This is a genomic window from Streptomyces sp. NPDC050658, assembly GCF_044457025.1.
GTDB lineage: Bacteria > Actinomycetota > Actinomycetes > Streptomycetales > Streptomycetaceae > Streptomyces.
In genome coordinates, this window is the sequence record NZ_JBITGM010000001.1 from 1,370,747 (window position 1) to 1,388,153 (window position 17,407).

Sequence of the window (17,407 nt, forward strand, 5' to 3'; positions counted from 1 at the left end):
GTGAGATGTGCGTGTTCGGCGTGACGGACAGCGGGGGTTTCCGCTTCTTGAGTGGTTCCCCTACGCGGCCGTCAGGACGAGACGGCCCGGTGCTCGGGGGCGCCTGCGCCCACGGGCGTCGGGGTCGCGCTGCGGCAGAAAGGCCGTGCGCTTCTCGCGGTCGCGGATGGCCGTGCGCACCCGCGTGCGCGGCACGGCGGGCGCGCAGCGCGCGGCGATCAGCGAGCAGAGGGCGAGCGCGGAGCCCGCGGCGGCGGTCGCGGCGAGCGCGACGGCGGCGGTGAGGCTGCTCGCGTCGAGGAGAACGACCTCGACGAGGAGGAAGAGAAGAAGCCCGGTCGGGCGGAGGGCGGCCTTCCAGCTACGGAATGCGTCCTGCACGGTCCCCTCCTCCCCAACTGCGCACCAATGGCATGTACTGCCGTTATACAGGATCAGTCACGACGGGCGTAAGGAGCCTCCGGGGCGCGAGCAGCGCCCGGCTGACCGGATCGGCGGGGTCCGGATCGAGTCCGGGACCCGGCACCATCTCGACGTCCTCGACGGGTACGAGGATGCCGCAGGCGGGGCAGTCGCTGACGGCCCCGAGTTCGGTGCCGCACCGCGCGTGCCGGAAGTACCGGCACGGCTTCGACTCCGAGAAGTTCTCCCTGCCCCAGCTGCAGGCCCCCGGCGGCGGTGAGCGTCTGGAGGCGGGCGGCGAGGACGGCGCGGGGGGGGCGAGGTGGGCGAGGAAGGCGCGGGGGGCCGAGGTGGGCGAGGACGTCGTTGTAGCGGCCCGGTCTCCTCGTCTCCGGCGCGGGCAGCGGCTTCCTGAACGCGGCGCTGCCCGCACTGGCGGTCTCGTCGGTCCCAGCCGAGCGGGCGGCGATGGGTTCGGGGGCGCACAGGTGGCGGTGGTGGTGTCGGCGGGCCTCGGTGTGCTGGGGGCGGCGAGCGTACTGCTGCTGCGGAAGAGTGGCTGACGGTGGCTAGCGGGGCCGCATGGACTGCAGCGTCCCCCACACGATGAGCCGGTACTTGGAGGTGTACTCCGGGGTGCAGGTGGTGAGGGTGATGTAGTAACCGGGCGAGCTGTAGCCGTGGCCGGCCTTGACGCTGCTGCGCGGGACAGGCGCGATGACCCCACCGTCCCGGGCGGAGGTCTGGGGAAGCGTCTTGCCGACGACGTACGTATAAACGGCGTCCCGTGTCTCGACGACCACCTCGTCGCCGCTCCTCAGCCGATCGATCCGCCGGAACGGCTCACCGTGGGTATTGCGATGCCCGGCGAGCGCGAAGTTGCCGCTGCGGCCGGGCTGGGCGGTGCGGGGGTAGTGCCCGACATACCCCTTGTTGAGCACCCCGCTCTTGCTGACGCCTTCGGCGACGGGGACGCGGATGCCGATGCGGGGGATGCGGAGGACGGCGTAGGCCTGGTCCCAGCGGGGGGCGGGGGCTGGGGCTTCATCTGCCTGGGGCCGGCGTCGGGGGGACGAGTCGTCGGAGTCCTCGGCGGGCGCGGAGGGATCGGGCTGCTGTGTGCCCGAGTCGGGAGAACCACTGGAGTCGCCAGATCCTCGAGAGCCACCCCCCTCCTCCTCCCACTCCTCCTCAAGGGCGTGGACCTTGCGCTCGGCGCCTTCGCGGGCCTGCCGGTTGGTCCACCAGAGCTGATGGGCGACGAGGAGGAGGAGTACGAGCCCGAGGGTCACGGCAATTTCGGCACCGCTCCAGAGCCACCGCAGCAAGCCCCGCCGCCCCCGCCTGTTCCCCTTCCTCCCCTGCACGACAACAGGAACCCGCTCGCGCACGAGCACCTCCTCTCAGGCCGCCCGCACGATAGGCCCACGCCCGCGAACAATCCATGCGTACGACGGCAGGCCCCTGGCCCCGAGCCGCGCCGATCCCTGCCTGCCGGGCACGGCACCCCTCCTGCAATCCCCCTTCTCGGCAGTACGGTGTCCCGTATGCGCCCCGACACGCCTGCCGACCACATCGCCGAAGCCGAGCGCCTGGAGCGCACGGCCGGCCTGTACCCCGAGGACGCCGAGCAGCTCCTGCTCCAGGCCGCAGCCCACCTGGAACTAGCCGGCGAACGAGACCGCGCGACCACCCTGTACGACCGCCTGCTCGCCCCGGCGGCCCGCCCTTCGGCCCCGACCCTGATCCGGGCGCTGAAGGCGGCGAACCTCTGGGAGTACGGCCATGAGGCGGAGGCAAGGGCGATCATCGACGGCGTAAGGGCGGCGTCTCCGAGGGACCCGGCCCCGTGGGTCATCGTGGCGGAGTCACTGGAGTCCCACGACGAACTGACCCAGGCGCAGGAAACCTTCACGCAAGCACTGGAACTCCTGCTCCCGCAGTCATCGGGAACGACCCCGACCTACGACCAACGCCCCCTGCTCTTCGGTCGCCACCGGGTACGCCGTCTGCTGGGCGCGGAGCACGATGCGTGGGACACGCTGGCGGACGAGGTCTCGACGTCCCCGGTCCCCCTGGACGAACTCCACGACCCGAAGCGCATCTGGTCCCTGGGCTCGAACAACCCGGCGGAACTGAGGGCGGAAATCTCCCGCATCCAGGCGGAGTTGGGCTCGTACAGGGAGGCACTGTCCCGCCCGTTCCCGGTGGCGGTCCTGCACTGGCCGGCGTCGGAACTGGAGGAACTCCTGACGGCGTACCCGGAGTTGGGAACGGAGTACCCGTCCCACGAGGCCCACTTGTCGACCATAGAGTCGTCGTTGAGGGAACTGTCGGCGTCGGGCACCCCCAACCTGGGCATCGTGACGGGAACGGTCCCGTCCTACGAGGCCTTCGCGGCTTCAGAGGGCTCCCAGCCGACGGACGCGTCGCTGCTGCCGCAGTACGCGACGACGTTGGCTGCGCGGGGGCGGGCTGTGGGGTGGCCTCCCCAGGCGGGGGTTGATTGTTGGTGTGGGTCTGGAGTGACATATGAGGAGTGCCACGGGAGGCCGTGACAACGGGGCGTATCTCCGGTTTCTCGCCCGCCGGCCCTTTCGGGATCTTTGACCGAGCCTCGAGTCCTGTACTTCCGCACCCCCGGCCACTATGAAACTCGTGTGCGATACCGTCATATTGGAACACTGAAACTGCCGAGCCGTCTTCTCTCGCTTGCGCAGATTCCAGCCCTGCGCACCCGAGGAACACAACAGCCGATGCATTTATGCGCCCTCCGCCGACCGGCGCAACGCCGTGCCCACCACCGGCGGCGCGTCGGCGCCCGCCTCAAGGGATCCCCGTTCTCGGCTGTGTGGCGTCACCGGCAAAGTCCGGTCATCGCGCGACCCGAATCAGCACCAAGCGTAAATTTCGCATCCTGGAATTCCATGGCTCCGCCAACCGCGTCGAGTCAGGGAAGTATTCGGGATGTCAATGCCAGGCGCCGCCCCATAAGGAATCAAATTGAGCAGCGAACTCGACCAGATGTACGGCGTCTTCCGCAATCTCCTGGACACCAGCACGCCTGCGGAAGCCGTGAAGCAGCTGGAGATTCTGGGCGTCGACGACGGCCGGATCCAGCGCATCCGTGAGTTCCACGAGCAGCAGCTGCTCTCGATCAAGGAGATGGAGGAGCCGCGGGTAGCCGTCAACGGCAACCGGGAGACCTGGTACACCGGTCCGCGCGAGAACGACCGCGCCTGGCCCGCGATCCAGCGCGAGTTGGAACGGTCGGGCTGGACCCCGGACGCGATCGGCGACCTGGACGCTTCGTCCACGCGCGTCGTCTCCCTGCTCAACCACCCCAAGGAACCCGACTTCTCCACCCGCGGCCTCGTCGTGGGCTACGTGCAGTCCGGCAAGACCACCAACTTCACCTCGGTGATGGCCAAGGCGGCGGACCGCGGCTACAAGCTCTTCATCGTGCTCGCCGGAATCCACAACGGCCTCCGCCGTCAGACCCAGGCCCGTCTCGCCCAGCAGCTGGTGGAGTCCGATCCCACGAACTGGTCGCAGCTCACCGGTCTTGACCGTGACTTTGTCCCGACGGAGAACGCCGCGTCCTTCTTCGGCGGCAGCAACCGCACCCGCGTGCTGTGCGTGGTGAAGAAGAACGCCACCGTGCTCCGCAAGTTCGCGCGCTGGCTGGAGTCCGCCTCCGACCATCTGCAGCAGGCCCCCGCGCTGGTGATCGACGACGAGGCCGACCAGGCCAGCGTCGCCACCGCCTCGATCAACCCGCTGATCCTCCGCATCCTCGACACCCTGCCGAAGGCGGCATACGTCGGGTACACCGCGACGCCCTTCGCCAACGTCCTCATCGACCCGGCGGCGAAGGACCTCTATCCCGGCGACTTCATCGTCAACCTGCCGCAGCCCAAGGCACACTTCGGCACGGAGGTGCTCTTCGGCCGGTACGCCCTCGACGGCGAGGACCCGGAGGACGTGGACGACGGGTACGACATGATCCGCAGCGTCCCCAGGGAAGACGTCCCCCTGGTCAGCCCCGCGACACGAGCGGACGCCGACGGGTTCACGCCCGAGATCACCGACACCCTCGAAGAGGCCGTCCAGTACTTCTGGCTCACCACCGCCGCCCGACGAGTGCGCGGCAGCGGCAACAAGCACTCCACCATGCTGATCCACACCAGCATGCGCATCCAGGTCCACAACAGCTTCCGCGCGCCGCTCAAGCACCTTCGCGCACACACCCTGGGCCGCCTGGACGACCCGGACACCCTGCAGCGGCTTCGCACCCTTTGGGACAAGGAGACCTCACGGGTGCCCGCCGAGGACTTCGGGGAAACGAAGGTTCCCTTCGACGCGCTCCTGAAAGAGCTGCCGGGTGTGATCGGCGACTGCCGGATCATCATGGACAACTCCGAGAGCGAGGACACCCTCGACTACGACAACGGCCCGGTGGTCGCAATCGCCGTCGGCGGCAACAAGTTCTCCCGCGGCCTCACGCTGGAAGGCCTCGCCGTCACCTACTTCGTGCGCGCCGCCTCGGCATACGACACGCTGCTCCAGATGGGGCGCTGGTTCGGATTCCGCCACGGGTACGCCGATCTCCCCCGCGTGTGGATGACTGACGAACTACACGCCTCGTTCCGGCACTTGGCCACGGTTGAGGCGGACATGCGCCGCGACATCGACGTGTACCTCCACGAGAGCAAGACTCCGCAGACCTTCGCGGTCCGCGTGCGCACCCATCCGACGCTGCGGGTAACCGCCGCTGCCAAGATGCAGTCCGCGATCAGGGCCAGCACGGCGTACGGCGGCGGCCGGATACAGACCCACTACTTCCACACCCGCGCCGACTGGCTGCGCGACAACCAGGACGCCGCCTGCGACCTGGTACGTCGCGCCGTCACGGAAGCCGTCACGCAAGACCAGCGCCCCGAGGAGGGGCGCCACCTCCTGCGCGGTGTGCCGCACACCGATGTGCTCGGATTCCTGAGTCGGTATCGCTTCCACGAGAACTCCCAGGAATGCGACGCCAAACTGATCTCCTCGTACATCCGGCGCCGCGTCCGGCAAGGCTCCCTTCTCCGCTGGAACATCGCGATCATCGGCAACCCCGCGAGTGGCAACGAAGCGGACTTCGCCTTCGCCCCGGGCGTCAGCGTGGGTCGCATCACTCGTTCCCGGCTCCACAACCCCACGGGAGAACCAGACTTCGCGGACATCAAGACCCTGATGAGCCGCGCCGACGCCGCCGTCGACCTGACGGACGTCTCCCGCGGTCTGACGGAAGAGGAGATCAAGGGGAAGCGTCGCGAGCAGCTCCCGGACACCGGACTGCTCGTGCTGTACCCGATCGACAAGGACTCCCGTCCCTCCGAACGCCGCAAGGACTCCCGTGAGCCACTCGGCGCCGAGGAACATGTGATCGGCGTCGGCCTGGTCTTCCCGGACCCCAAGGAGGACGAGGACAGCGAGGTCCACTGGGACGGCAGCTACATCTCGGCGGACCTCTCCGGCATCCGGCTGGAGGACACCGACGACGAGGACCAGCGCACGGTCGAGGGCGAGGACGCCGCGTGAGCGAGAAGTTTCGGCAGGCATTGGAGGAGAGCTGGCGCGACCTCGCGCTCGCCCCCGTGTCCGCGGACAACCGGCTCCGCACCGCACCGCTGCCGGTCCCCACGTCGCGCGGGCCGCTTCTCGCAGCCGTCGACCACGAAGGGCATCGGCATCTGCTGATACCCGTCGCCGGCAACCAGCACCTCCGCGAGATCCGCGACGGCCAGGTCCTGCGCCTGCGCAAGCGCCCCCTCGAGGACGAAGAGGTCTACCAGTACTACGCCGACCTCGGCTGCCTGCACCGCGACCTCGACGACGTGTTCACCGGGCTCGGCGAGAACATACTGCGGGAGATCACCCTGCTCGCCGAGGACGGGCGACCCACCTCCTCCTCACAGGCCCTCAAGGCCCTACACCGGGTCCTGGACCGCTGGCGTGCCCTCTTCCGCGCCCACGGCGCACTGCTCGGACCCGAACAACTCGCGGGCCTGTACGGAGAGTTGCAGATACTGCTGCGACTTCTCGCCGAGACCCCCAGCGCCCACAGGCTGTGGACGGGCCCGAGCGGCCGTCCGCACGACTTCACCTCCGGAACCGACGCCGTCGAGGTGAAGACCACCACCAGCGACGCACTGCGTATACGCGTCCACGGCCTGCGCCAATTGGAGCCGCCGGAGGGAGGCGCCCTCCGACTCGCCTGCCTGCGCGTAGAGAGCGCCCCCGAGGGCAGTGCGGGGACAAGCGTCGTCGACCTGGTGGAACATGCCCTGCGCCTGTGCGACGACGAGAGCACGCTGCTCGGTCTCCTTGCCTCGGCCGGGTACCACACCGTCGACGCGGAGCGCTATCGCTCGACCCGATTCCTCGTGCGCGACGAGCGCTGGTACGCGGTGGAGGAAGGGTTTCCGCGCATAACAACGGCCGACCTCGCCGTCGCCGAAGTGCCGGGCAACGTCATCGACGTCGAGTACACGGTGGATCTCACCGTGCCCACGCCCAGCCCTCTCCCGATGACCGAGGTGGAGAGGCATCTGACCGCCATGCTCGGGGGAAGCGAGTGACAGACGTGCGCGCCGAACCACAGTGGTACTCCCACCCCTATCCGCCGGAAGGCGCGAGCGCGGCCGAGGGAATTCTCAACCAGCTCGGCCGCCCCGAGTTGGACCTGCTCACCGTCCTTGTTCGCGAAGCCGCACAGAACAGTTGGGACGCCAGAGATCCCGAGCACAGCGGACCGGTCCGATTCGGCATTGACCTGGGGTACGTCGGCCCGGCCTATGCCGACACCTGGCGCAGGCTCCTGCTGAACGGCGCCCCCTCGAACGAGCACCTCGCCCTGCGTGACGCGCTTCGCGCGGGCATTCGGATCATGACGGTCTCCGACCGGGGCACCAACGGGCTCGGCGGCCCCGTCCGCGCCCACGAGATTTCCAGGGGCCGACAGGACTTCATCGCCTTCGTGCGGAACGTCGGGGAGCCCCGCGACACCAAGCTCGGCGGCGGCACCTACGGCTTCGGCAAGGCCATCTTCTACCTCCTGTCCAGCCTCGGCACGGTGCTCGTGCACACCCGCTGCCGCAATGAACACGGGAAGTTGGAGACCCGCCTGATGGGCTGCGCCCTGGGGCAGAGCTATCGGGCGAGGGATGCGGGGGGAGTCGAGACGCGCTACACCGGACGGCACTGGTGGGGCGACGCGTCCGGGGACGTGATCGACCCCCTCATCGACGCCGATGCGGAGGAGACGGCCCGTCGCCTGGGCCTCACCCCCTTCGGCGAGGACGAGACCGGCACCAGCGTCGTCGTCCTCGACCCCCAACTCGACGGCCTGGAACCGAGGGAGGCCGCGGCCTACCTCGCCGAGACCGTGGCCTGGCACCTGTGGCCCAAGATGTTGGAGCGCACCGACGGCACCCTGCCCATGCGGTTCGCCGTCACCTGTGAAGGGCGTGACTTCCCCGTCCCCGACCCGCGCACCACGTCCCCGCTCAACCTCTTCGTGGACGCCTACCGCCAGTTGGGCACGGACGAGGGCCGCACCCTGTCGTGCCACCGGCCCGTCAGGGAGTTGGGGCGGCTGGGGCTCATCCAGCGCCCCGTCATCCCCCTCGAGCCTTCCCCGGCCGCGCGCCGGGCCATGGAGATGGTTCAGGTCGAGCGGTCCGTGCACCACGTGGCGCTGATGCGCCCCGCGGAGCTGGTGGTCACCTACTGGCCGGGACGCGAGACCGGTGCCGAACTCCTCTCGTACGCGGGTGTGTTCCGCGCCTGCGAGGAGATGGACGACACTTACGCCGAGGCCGAGCCGCCAACACATGACGCGTGGAACCACCAAGGCATGGAGGGCCAGGGCCAGACGTTCGTCCGCACCACCTTCACCCGTCTCAAAGAAGCGGTCGACGAGCTCCTCCAGTTGGGCGGATCCACTCGGGAAGGCTCGGCGAACGTGGCGCTCGGCGCGGCCAGCGCCCGCTTCTCCCCACTGGTCGGCGGCGCCTGGGGAACCGGGGGCGCCACGGACTACGGCACCTCGTCCACGGGCCGCGCCACCGCGGCACCGGACGACGACGAGGAGTTGCCGGAGCGGCGCGCCCGGGCGGGCTCCCGGCGCGGCGGCCGCGGCACGGGCTCGGCCGACACCTCGCCCCCGGCGGACGGTACGGCCCGGGCTCCCCGCCCCCGTGTGAAGTACGCGGGCGAGACCACGTACGAGGAGCGCTTCGGGCACTCCGTCCTCGTCCAGGCATTCACCCTGCCGGCTCCAATGGTGCAGCGCGTCCGCGTCGAGCTGGCCGTGGCCCTTCCCGGCACCGGCAACCGCGAGACCGACCCACCGGCGGGCGCCGCCATGCCCGGCCTCGTCGGTTGGGAGGACCCGACCGGCAAGCTCCACACCACACCCACCTTCGTCATCGAGGGCGGCGACGACACGGTCTGGCGTGCCGTGGTCCGGCCTGCGCCGGACACCATCACGGAGATCACCGTGAAGACCCAGGCGGTGATCGTCTCGTGAGCAGGCTCGCCCTCCCCTACCGCTCTCCCGCCGCCTCCTGTGTCCGGGCCGAGCCGTGGCAGCTCGTCCTCGACGGTGCCACCACCGACCTTCCCGAGTCCCTGGACTTCTGGGACTACCGTATGGACGTCGAACTGAGCCGCACCGTGCGTGTCGATCTGTCGGCGGCACGCACAGGGGCGGCCCTCGCCGACGGGGCGGTACTCACCCTCGCGGCCATCTGGACCGCCTCCGGTTCCAACCTCCGCGGTTCCGTTCAGCGGGTTCCGCTGACCGGTGACGGCGTACGCACCGTGAACCTGCACGCCGTCCTGCCGGGTGCCCAGCTCGGGGGCGTGCTCTCCCTGGAGACGGTGCTCGTCCTCTCCCGTACGGCCGGGACGGCTGCCCCCTTCGCGCCACGCCGTGCCGGGTCCCTGCTCTGGGACGACGCGGCGGCACTGCGCCTCCAGGGCGACGCGCCGCTCTTCCCCATGACGGTGATCGACTTCGCCCATACCTCGTTCAGGGACGGCGCGGCCTGGCACCTGCAGCTCGGCTCGGACCTGAACGCCGCCGCGATGGGCTCCATGCTTCTCCTCGTCAACGAGAAGGCCGAGGAGGTGTCCGCCGCGTTCGCCCACGCCGCCAGGCCCGGACCGGTGGATCGCGTCGTCCTCTCGATGGTGTACTCCGACTGCGCCCGGATCATGGTGGAACATGCCCTGCTCAAGGAGGAGTTCGCCGATGACGCGGACTTCCTTGAGGACTCGTTGGGCGCCACCCTCGTCAATCTCTTCCACCGGCTCTTTCCCGGCCGCACGATCCAGGACCTGCGCCAGCTCCGGCAGAACTCGCCGAGCCTCTTCGCCTCCGAGCTCCAGGCCGCGACCCGAATCCTCCAGGAGGCGTGATTCATGGCTCTCCTCTACCCCCGCCTCCTCGCCGGACAGGCCAGACCTCTCCACCGGCAGTACAAGGAAATGGCCCCCCGCGACCTGGCCGAGCATGTCGCGTACCGCCACGAGTCCGCGGTCTACGTCGCCACCGGCGGCGACCGGATCACCGAGGGGCAACTCCGCGACCTACGGGCCCGCGTCCTGGGCGTCGCCGAACGCGCGGGCTTCCCCGATGAGCCCTCCCGTGCGGCCCGAGCCCGCTTCGACCTCGACCTGGCCTCGCTCCTGCACACCGAGATGGACCTGATGCCGGCGGAAGCCGCGTCCGGCGATGTCTGGGCCTTTCTCGCTCTCGTGCTGCTCCCGGACGTCGCACACTGGCGCTACCCGCGCCCGCCAGGCGACCGTGTGGTGGCCAGCGACCTCACCCGGCACGTCTTCGGACGCCTGTGGTGGCGCGCGCACCTCGTCCGCGATCCGTCGGCCCCCGAGCCGTACGCGGCACTCGACATCCTCGGCGAGGCCGCGTTCGACCAGATCTACGCCCGTCGCAAGTCCCTCGGCGGCAGCCCCCATCTCGTACGCAACATCCTGCACGCGTGGGCAGCCGTCGACCTGCACGGTCTCGCCGAGCGCGATGTGCTGCGGGACTTCCTCAAGCGGCTCCTCAGGCTCGCCCCCTTCGTCATCTTCGAGGCCCTGGACGACACCGAGTTGCGGACTGAACTGCTCGCCGTGGCCGAGGAGTCCGTGGCCGCGTTGAGGCCCGAGGAAGCACAGCCGATCGCGCCGGAACCCGCACACCAGACGCCGCCAGAGCCCACGTACAACCCCGACCACGATCTCCTCGCCCCGTTTGAAGCGGCTGCCGCCGCGTTGAGATCGAGGCGCGATGCGCCACGGCCGGCCACGCCCGAACCCACGCCCACCCGACGCCTCACCTCCCTGGAACTGTGCGCCGGTGCCGGCGGCCTCGCGCTGGGCCTGGAAAGCGCGGGCTTCGACCCCGCGCTGCTGATCGACAACCGCCCCATCACCCTCGACACGCTGCGTCTCAACCGACCCGACTGGCGCGTGCACCTGGCGGACCTGAGCACGCTGGACCCAGCCTCGGTCCTGCAGCAGCCGGGCATGTCGGGGCTCGACCTGATCTCCGGCGGTCTGCCCCGCGTGAAGGCCGCAGCGGCCGTCGCCCGCGAACGCGGGAACGACCACGAGCTGGCCGTCTTCCACGCCACCCTCACGCTCACACAGGTGCTGCGTCCCCACGCCCTCCTGATCGAGAACGTGCCTGATCTGGTCACGAGCGATGCATACGCACCGCTCAGGGAGACCGTGGAGCGGGAGTTGTCCGCGAGTGGCTACTCCTTGCACTGGTTCGTTCTCAACGCCGCTCAGCACGGTGTGCCGCAGGACCGGAGACAGGGCATCCTCCTGGCCTTCGCCGACCCCGCGGCGGCCGAGGCGTTCCGGATCCCGTCACCGGCACCCGAACCCCCGATGAGTGTCGGCCAGGCGCTCGGCCCGTCCATGGCTGCCCGTGGCTGGCCCCGTGCCGCCGAGTGGGCGGCACAGGCCACCGACGTCGCCCCCACCCTCGTCGGAGGTTCCTGGGAGCGCGGTGGCGCCGACCTGGGACCGACCGGCTCCAAGAAGGCCTGGGCCCGCATCGGCGTGGACGGCGGCACGGTCGCCGACGAGGCGCCGGGTCCCTACTTCAAGTGGAACCCGGCCCTGGGCCGCGAAGGCATGATGGCACTCACCGTCGAGCAGGCGGCCCTGCTCCAGGGCTTCCCCAAGGACTGGGCCTTCGCGGGACGCAAGACAGCCCGCTACCGTCAGGTCGGCCATGCCTCCCCGCCTCCCGTCGGCGAGGCACTGGGGCGCGCGATCCATGCCGCGCTGCGGACCGCCTGACGCGACCGGTACTCCGCCTGCCCCCACACACCACCATCACCGATAAACTCGCTCACCATGACCGTCGCTCTGCCTCACCAGCGCCCGCCTGCGGGTTTCCACATCGTGGACCTTTTCGCCGGCCCCGGCGGACTGGACATGGCCGCGACGGTCCTGGGCATCCCGTCGGTAGGGATCGAATGGGACGCGAACGCGGTCATGACGCGTGACAAGGCAGGTCTCCACACGATCCACGCAGATGTGCGGAAGTACGGTCCGGCGGACTTCCCCGAGGCCAATGTCCTCGCCGGTGGCCCGCCCTGTCAGAGCTTCACCGTCGCCGGCTCCGGGGCCGGTCGCCGCGCCCTGGACGACGTGCTGAAGTTCGTGCAACGGCTCGTCGACCGCGACACACGCGACAACATCGACGCCGACCTCGCCGAGATGGACGACGAGCGCACCGGGCTCGTCCTGGAGCCGTTGCGCTGGGCGTTGAATGCCATCGACGACGCCGAGCTCCGCCCGTATGACGCCATCGTCCTTGAGCAGGTGCCCGCGGCCCTGCCCGTATGGAAGGCGTACGGCGACGCCCTGGCCCAGGAGGGCTATTCGGTGGCCCACGGCATCCTGCACACCGAGGAGTTCGGCGTCCCGCAGACCCGCCGTCGCGCGATCCTCGTCGCCCGCCGCGACGGGCGTACGGCGGCCCTTCCCACGCCCACACACCACCGATACCGCAAGGGCGTCCCACGGCCGGAGGGCGATTTCGTCCTTCAGAGCTGGGTGGCAATGGAGGACGTGCTGACAGAGCGCACCGACCCCTTCCGGGTCATCTCCAACTACGGCACCGGCGGCGATCCCAAGCTGCGCGGCAGACGCCGCTCTTGCGAGCCCGCCGCCACAGTGACCGGCAAGGTCTCCCGCAATCGCATCGTCACCGACGACCCTGCGGAGGAAGAGCTACGCCGGCTGAACGAGAGCGAAGCAGGGCAGCTCCAGACCTTCCCAAAGCAGTTCCCTTGGTCCGGCGGCGACAAATCCCAACAGATCGGCAACGCCGTTCCGCCCCGCCTCGGTATCCACGTCCTCAGCGCCGCGCTCGGCCTGGCGGCACCCGGCGAGGACGTGTGGAGCGCCCTCGCGGACTGGTCCCCTGGGGTCCGTGACGAAGACAAGGCAGACGCACCACACTGAGCCCGTGCCCGCTTCACGATCAACTCCCACGTCCCGTGCCGTCTCCGCCCGCATGAGCAGGCAGCGCTCGCGGGACACCAAACCGGAGGTGGCCGTCCGGCGGTTGCTCCACGCCGCGGGTCTCCGCTATCGGCTGCAACGCCCGGTCCCCGGAATGGCCCGCAACACGATCGACATCGCCTTCCCCGGCCCTCACGTCGCGGTCTTCATCGACGGCTGCTTCTGGCACGGCTGCCCCGAGCACGCCACCTACCCGAAGACGAACCCCACGTTCTGGCGCGAAAAGATCACCAAGAACGCCATGCGCGACACCAGGACCACCGCCCATCTCGAATCGCTCGGCTGGACCGTCCTCCGCTTCTGGGAGCACGAGACGCCGGAACAGGTGACCGCCCAGGTAACTGCGGCGCTGCGATCGACGAAAGGCGACGGGCGCCGCCCGAAGCCCGGGAGCCGATGATCTGTCTAAGGCTCATCCACCGGTGGTCTCGGCCTCAAAGTGCGGGAGAGGGTACGACCGCCGGAAGATCGCCGTGCTCCCGAACGTTGCCTCCAAGCATGAAGATCAGTGAGGCTTCCCGGATCAGCGGGGTGAGTGCGAGGTCGTTGCGGCACTATGAGGATGAGGGGTTGATCGTTCCCGGCCGATTCAGCAACGGGTTCCGGGACTACTGCCAGTCCACTATCGACCGCGTGCTCGTCATCCGCACTCTGCTGGAGTCCGGGCTGCCCGTCCGGTTGATCCGGGAGCTTCTGCCCCGCCTCACCGACGGCTCCGATCACAGCTCCGATCACGGTTCCGATGTCGGCACCGACGTCGTATGCGCGGAGTTCCTGCACGAAGTGCAGAGCTATCGCGATCGGCTCGCCTCTCGTATCGCCGTTCTCAGCGATCAGCAGGCGGCGCTCGACAGCTACCTGCGCGAGGCCCGCCGTACTGATTCCTGAGGACTGTCTCTTGACCTTGACGTAAGTGTCAGGCTCCTACGTTCTGGCCATGGAGATCAGCAAGCAGAAGAACGACGGGCAGCAGAACGACGGGCAGCAGAACATCGCTGCTCCGCAGGCCATGGTGGCGCTCGTCCAGCAGTCGTACCTGGGGCCGCAAGACCTTGCCCTCGCCACCGATCAGCGCCTCCCCGCTCCCGGAGCCGACGAGTACCTGATCCGCGTCGGTGCCGCCGGGGTCAACTTCGCCGACGTCATGCAGACCCGTGGGGCGTACGGGGGAGGACCGGAGGCCCCTTACGTCGCGGGCTTCGAGGCTGCCGGGGAGATTGTGGGGGTCGGCCCGGATGTCGAGCGTCCGTTGCCGCTCGGTACCCACGTCGTCGGGGTCGGGCCCGGGGCCTTCGCTCAGTACATGACGATGCCGGCCGCCGGTGTGCTTCCCGTGCCGGTCGGATGGAGCGACGCCGCCGCCCTCGGCATGGTGTTGAACTGGGCCACCGCCCTGGCCGCCTTGAAGCCGCTGGGCGAGGTCAAGGGCGGTGAGACCGTCCTCGTCCATGCCGCCGCCGGCGGGGTCGGGCAGGCTGCCGTTCGGCTCGCCCGGCACTACGGTGCGCGCGTCGTCGCCACGGCTTCACCGGCGAAGCACGACACCGTCAAAGCCCTTGGTGTGCAACATGTGTTGGACAGTCGGCGTCCTGATCTGGCCGAGGAGATCATCCGGCTGACCGGGGGCGGCGTCGACCTGGTTCTGGAGTCCGTGGGGCAGGCCACCTTCAAGACCAGTCTGTCGGTCACCAAGCCCTTCACCGGACGCGTCGTCGTCTTCGGCGCCGCTTCCGGCGACGCCAGCCTCACCACGCACGACCTGGTCTTCACCCACCCGGTGCAGATCAAGGGTCTGCACATCGGGGCCCTTGCCGTCGCGGCACCGGCCCTCTATCAGTCGGTGCTCCGCGAGATCGAGGCCCTTGTCGACCATGGCGTGTACGCGCCCGGCACGCCTCAAGTTCACCCCCTCAGTGAGGGGCGGACGTGCTGCGGCAACTCGAAGCGGGGCAGACCCTGGGCAAGCTCGCCCTTGATCCCTGGCGCTAGGAGCGCCCCGCCGCACCTAGTTCTTCTGCAGCGTCCGCGTCACGCCCGCGATCACCGCCGTCGTCAGCACCCAGCCCAGGGCTATCAGCAGGTAGGACAGGGCTTGGGGGCCGTCGTCCGTCCAGTACCACGCCGAGCGTTGGCCCAGGCCGCCGATGGGGATCAAGAGGTCCAGCGTGTAGACGAGCGGCTGGAACGGGGCGCCCTCGCCCGGTTTCACCCGGGCGGGAGTGTGCGCGGCGAACATCAGGGTGCCCAGCAGGGCAAGGATCAGGAGCCAGACACCGGCCAGCCAGGGGCGGTAACCGTAGCCAACCGTCGCGTCAAGCAGGTGGCCCCAGGCTCGCGTCGGCGCGGAAAGGGCTCGGCGTCGGTGGCGCTGTTTCGCCAGGAGTACCCGGCGGGCTTCGTCGTCGTGGCCGATCGTCCGGTACCAGCTCGCCAACTGCTCGTACGGCTGCGGGCTGTACCCCGGGCTCCGGCGCAGCCACGCCACGCGGTGCGCCGCCGACTCCCGGTACCCCGCGACTTCCTGCCCCTCACCCGCCTCCTCCACCTTGATCGAGCCGTACACGAAACCGTCCAGCTCCACCACCTCCGGCCAGCTGTGCCGGTTCTCGTGCAGATACGACACCTGTGCGCCCCGCAAGTCCAGCGGGCCTGCGGGGACTTGAGCCGGGGTGAAGCGGAAGTCGACTGCCTGCATCCGTTGGGCGATCAGGGCAGGCCCGCCGCCCGGCGGGCCGTTCAACACCGCTCCCTCAAAAGACACGTTGTCCGAGATCTGCGTGCCCCGCAGCCGGACCGTCCCGTTCGCCGTGAACCCGTCGGAGAAATCGAGCGTCGAAGCCACCGCGTTGTCCAGCGCGAGCGCCACCCCGCGCCGTCCCGGGCCCGCCAGCCTCGCGCCCCGCATGAACAGCCCACCCGGCAACTGCGCTCCCAGCAACCGGACTTCACCGTGCGCCACGAAACCGCCCTTGCAGAAGACGCCCCCTTCCATGACCAGGCCGCCGGCGGACACGGCCCACCCTCCGGGTGCGTTGAACTCGGCGTCGGTAAGGAGCATGCCGCCGGTCACATGGGCGTTGCTGAGCGACAGCGCGGTGTTCTCGTGGTTGAAGGGCGAGGTGGCGCCGGCCCGCACGACGGATCGCCGCAGGTCGATGTTGCCCTCGAAGCGGGCCGCGTCGGCTTCGATACCCGACACCCGGCAGCCCGTGATCACCAGTGTCTGCGCCGTCGCCCCCAGAAGGTCCACCGATTCCTCGAACCAGCAGTCCTCCAGCCACAGGTCACGCTCGATCCGCGCGCCGCCGAGGTTGAGGCGCCCCGATATTCGCGCCCCCGCGAGTTTCAGACACGCGACGGCGCCTGGTTCCGCGGTGTTCGCGCCCAGCAGGAGCGCCACGATCACGGCGGCCCGCACCGTCCGCCCGGCGCCCCACCGCCCGCCTTCGTCCACGCAGTCGTCCTCGGGCACTCCGGTACGCAGATCCACGCGTCGCCCCTCGGGAAACGCGTCCCACAGCGCACGCTCCGGCGCAGTCAACTCGTCGTAAGAGAACACCCGTTCAGGGTAGGGATCATCGATCTTCCCTCGCATGCCTCTCGGTCATGACCGCACCGTCCTCAGTCATGGCAGTCATGACAGTCATGACCGCACCGTCCTCAGTCATGACAGTCATGGCCGCACCGGTCCTCAGTCGTGGAACCTCGTCGTCGACTCCAGAGCCGCCCTCGCCGTCCTCACCCGATTCACCGGCGCCGATTCGTCCGCGTACCCGAAAGACACCCCCACCAGCAACCGCCCCTCCGTCACGCCCAGTTCCGTGCGGATCGTGTCCGCGTAGAAGCTCAGCAATCCCTGCGGGCAGCTGTCCACCCCGTACGCCCGCATCGCCAGGAGCAGCGTCTGCAGGTACGCGCCCGCGTCCGCCGTCAGGCGTGGGCCGCCGTCGCCCGTGACGAACAGGAACGCGGCGTGCGGCGCGTCGTAGAAGTTCAGGCTCTCCGCGTCGTACGCCTCGTGTGCCGCCGGATCGTCACGGGCTATCCCCAGCGCTCCGTACAAGTCCGCGCCGAATGCCGATCGGCGGTCCCGGTGCACCTGCGCGTACATGTCCTCGGAGTAGGGGTAGTCCAGCGACGTACGCCGCTCCGCGTGGGCCGCCCGCAGCGCCTTCGCCACCCGGTCCCGTGCCGCGCCGCTCGCCACCTCCACCCGCCACGGCTGCGTATTGGAGTTGGAGGGCGCCGTGCCCGCCAGGGAGAAGAACTCGCGCATCGTGTGCCGCGGCACGGTCGCCTCCCGGCGGAACGCCCGGGTCGCGTGACGGTCGCGTATCAGCCTCTCCGCGCAGCCAGTCGGCTCGACACAGACAGTCGGTTCCACGTGGTGCCCCTCCAG

The 17,407-nt window shown here is 69.5% G+C and carries 14 protein-coding genes and 3 pseudogenes; 11 read left to right on the plus strand and 6 right to left on the minus strand.

What is annotated here, in order from left to right; genetic code table 11:
- Positions 1 to 60: 60 nt before the first annotated feature.
- The 3 genes and pseudogenes from ACIBKX_RS06075 to ACIBKX_RS06085 all read right to left on the minus strand — a co-directional run bounded on the left by ACIBKX_RS06075 (position 61) and on the right by ACIBKX_RS06085 (position 1,793).
- Positions 61 to 381, minus strand: a complete 321-nt coding sequence (locus ACIBKX_RS06075; RefSeq protein ID WP_363271926.1) for a DUF6412 domain-containing protein — start codon at positions 379 to 381, stop codon at positions 61 to 63.
- Between the two features lie 43 nt (positions 382 to 424).
- Positions 425 to 776, minus strand: a pseudogene (locus ACIBKX_RS06080) (transcriptional regulator); the annotation flags it as partial.
- Positions 777 to 971: 195 nt separating this feature from the next.
- On the minus strand, positions 972 to 1,793 hold the full coding sequence (locus ACIBKX_RS06085) for a class E sortase (RefSeq protein ID WP_399375650.1): 822 nt from the start codon (positions 1,791 to 1,793) through the stop codon (positions 972 to 974).
- Positions 1,794 to 1,949: 156 nt separating this feature from the next.
- On the opposite strand from ACIBKX_RS06085, the gene ACIBKX_RS06090 reads away from it, so the two are divergent.
- The 10 genes and pseudogenes from ACIBKX_RS06090 to ACIBKX_RS06135 all read left to right on the plus strand — a co-directional run.
- Positions 1,950 to 2,960 carry an SEC-C metal-binding domain-containing protein gene (locus ACIBKX_RS06090; protein ID WP_363271927.1) on the plus strand — a complete coding sequence of 337 codons (1,011 nt, stop codon included), beginning with the start codon at positions 1,950 to 1,952 and terminating at the stop codon, positions 2,958 to 2,960.
- 445 nt (positions 2,961 to 3,405) lie between these two features.
- The gene (locus ACIBKX_RS06095; RefSeq protein WP_363271928.1) at positions 3,406 to 5,988 is read left to right on the plus strand and encodes a Z1 domain-containing protein; all 2,583 of its coding nucleotides are present in this window, start codon (positions 3,406 to 3,408) and stop codon (positions 5,986 to 5,988) included.
- Positions 5,985 to 7,028, plus strand: a complete 1,044-nt coding sequence (locus ACIBKX_RS06100) for a PD-(D/E)XK motif protein (RefSeq protein ID WP_363271929.1) — start codon at positions 5,985 to 5,987, stop codon at positions 7,026 to 7,028. The genes ACIBKX_RS06095 and ACIBKX_RS06100 overlap by 4 nt, the downstream gene beginning before the upstream one ends.
- A gap of 5 nt (positions 7,029 to 7,033) precedes the next feature.
- Positions 7,034 to 8,980 (plus strand): hypothetical protein, encoded by a 1,947-nt coding sequence (locus ACIBKX_RS06105; protein WP_363271930.1) that lies wholly within the window; start codon positions 7,034 to 7,036, stop codon positions 8,978 to 8,980.
- Positions 8,977 to 9,873: a hypothetical protein gene (locus ACIBKX_RS06110; RefSeq protein ID WP_363271931.1), complete on the plus strand. Its 897-nt coding sequence runs from the start codon at positions 8,977 to 8,979 to the stop codon at positions 9,871 to 9,873. Before ACIBKX_RS06105 ends, ACIBKX_RS06110 begins: the two co-directional genes overlap by 4 nt.
- Before the next feature lie 3 nt (positions 9,874 to 9,876).
- Positions 9,877 to 11,775: a DUF6339 family protein gene (locus ACIBKX_RS06115; protein WP_363271932.1), complete on the plus strand. Its 1,899-nt coding sequence runs from the start codon at positions 9,877 to 9,879 to the stop codon at positions 11,773 to 11,775.
- A 57-nt stretch (positions 11,776 to 11,832) separates the two neighbouring features.
- Positions 11,833 to 12,948 carry a DNA cytosine methyltransferase gene (locus ACIBKX_RS06120; protein ID WP_363271933.1) on the plus strand — a complete coding sequence of 372 codons (1,116 nt, stop codon included), beginning with the start codon at positions 11,833 to 11,835 and terminating at the stop codon, positions 12,946 to 12,948.
- Positions 12,949 to 12,952: 4 nt separating this feature from the next.
- The gene (locus tag ACIBKX_RS06125) at positions 12,953 to 13,408 is read left to right on the plus strand and encodes a very short patch repair endonuclease (RefSeq protein WP_363271934.1); all 456 of its coding nucleotides are present in this window, start codon (positions 12,953 to 12,955) and stop codon (positions 13,406 to 13,408) included.
- Between the two features lie 98 nt (positions 13,409 to 13,506).
- Entirely contained in the window at positions 13,507 to 13,896 is a 390-nt protein-coding gene (locus ACIBKX_RS06130) for a MerR family transcriptional regulator (RefSeq protein WP_363271935.1), read from the plus strand.
- Between the two features lie 256 nt (positions 13,897 to 14,152).
- A pseudogene (locus tag ACIBKX_RS06135) lies at positions 14,153 to 14,287 on the plus strand (alcohol dehydrogenase catalytic domain-containing protein); the annotation flags it as partial.
- Between the two features lie 17 nt (positions 14,288 to 14,304).
- On the opposite strand, the gene ACIBKX_RS06140 reads toward ACIBKX_RS06135, so the two are convergent.
- Complete coding sequence (locus ACIBKX_RS06140; protein ID WP_363271936.1) at positions 14,305 to 14,433, minus strand: hypothetical protein; 129 nt, start codon at positions 14,431 to 14,433, stop codon at positions 14,305 to 14,307.
- Here ACIBKX_RS06140 and ACIBKX_RS06145 point away from each other — a divergent pair.
- Positions 14,378 to 14,866, plus strand: a pseudogene (locus tag ACIBKX_RS06145) (zinc-binding dehydrogenase); the annotation flags it as partial. The gene ACIBKX_RS06140 and the pseudogene ACIBKX_RS06145 overlap by 56 nt on opposite strands.
- A gap of 147 nt (positions 14,867 to 15,013) precedes the next feature.
- On the opposite strand, the gene ACIBKX_RS06150 reads toward ACIBKX_RS06145, so the two are convergent.
- Together ACIBKX_RS06150 and ACIBKX_RS06155 are read right to left on the minus strand one after the other, a co-directional pair.
- Positions 15,014 to 16,567: an oxidoreductase gene (locus tag ACIBKX_RS06150; RefSeq protein WP_363271937.1), complete on the minus strand. Its 1,554-nt coding sequence runs from the start codon at positions 16,565 to 16,567 to the stop codon at positions 15,014 to 15,016.
- 132 nt (positions 16,568 to 16,699) lie between these two features.
- Positions 16,700 to 17,392: a nitroreductase gene (locus ACIBKX_RS06155; protein WP_363271938.1), complete on the minus strand. Its 693-nt coding sequence runs from the start codon at positions 17,390 to 17,392 to the stop codon at positions 16,700 to 16,702.
- Positions 17,393 to 17,407: the final 15 nt, after the last annotated feature.

Coding starts and splice junctions, on each gene's coding strand:
- ACIBKX_RS06090 (WP_363271927.1), top strand. CDS start 1,950: ATGCGCCCCGACACGCCTGCCGACCACATCGCCGAAGCCGAGCGCCTG.
- ACIBKX_RS06130 (WP_363271935.1), top strand. CDS start 13,507: ATGAAGATCAGTGAGGCTTCCCGGATCAGCGGGGTGAGTGCGAGGTCG.
- ACIBKX_RS06115 (WP_363271932.1), top strand. CDS start 9,877: ATGGCTCTCCTCTACCCCCGCCTCCTCGCCGGACAGGCCAGACCTCTC.
- ACIBKX_RS06120 (WP_363271933.1), top strand. CDS start 11,833: ATGACCGTCGCTCTGCCTCACCAGCGCCCGCCTGCGGGTTTCCACATC.